Origin of the sequence: Pseudomonas karstica (genome assembly GCF_009707515.1) — a bacterium.
Lineage (GTDB): Bacteria > Pseudomonadota > Gammaproteobacteria > Pseudomonadales > Pseudomonadaceae > Aquipseudomonas > Aquipseudomonas karstica.
The window spans coordinates 1-424 of sequence record NZ_WLYI01000096.1 but is presented as its reverse complement, the minus strand read 5'-3'; the positions used below and the strand labels follow the sequence as shown (position 1 = coordinate 424).

Here is a 424-nt window from a genome sequence, read left to right as displayed (position 1 = left end):
CTCTTTTACCGCTTCGTGTCGAGCGAGTTTGGCTTCGATCTCGCCCAGCTCGATGCGGAAACCGCGGATCTTCACCTGGTCGTCGTTGCGGCCCAGGTATTCGATGTTGCCGTCGGGCAGGTAGCGGCCCAGGTCGCCGGTGCGGTACATGCGTGCATTTGCAGCGCTGCTGAACGGATCTTTGAGGAAGCGTTCAGCGGTCAGGTCGTCACGGTTCAGGTAACCCCGCGCCACGCCGGCGCCACCGATGTAGATTTCACCGGCAACACCCAATGGCACCGGTTGCCCGTGCTCATCCAGCAGGTAGAACTGGGTGTTGGCCACAGGTTTGCCGATGTGTGCGGCAAAACCGTCTTCACGAGCCATCGACACCCAGCTTGAGTAGGTGGTGGTTTCCGAAGGGCCGTAAAGGTTGCACAGGCGT

The 424-nt window shown here is 60.6% G+C and carries 1 protein-coding gene; it reads right to left on the bottom strand.

The window, feature by feature from the left end; translation table 11 throughout:
• Positions 1-424: AMP-binding protein (locus GIR22_RS25865; protein WP_154746101.1), on the bottom strand; the 424-nt coding region annotated here is incomplete at both ends.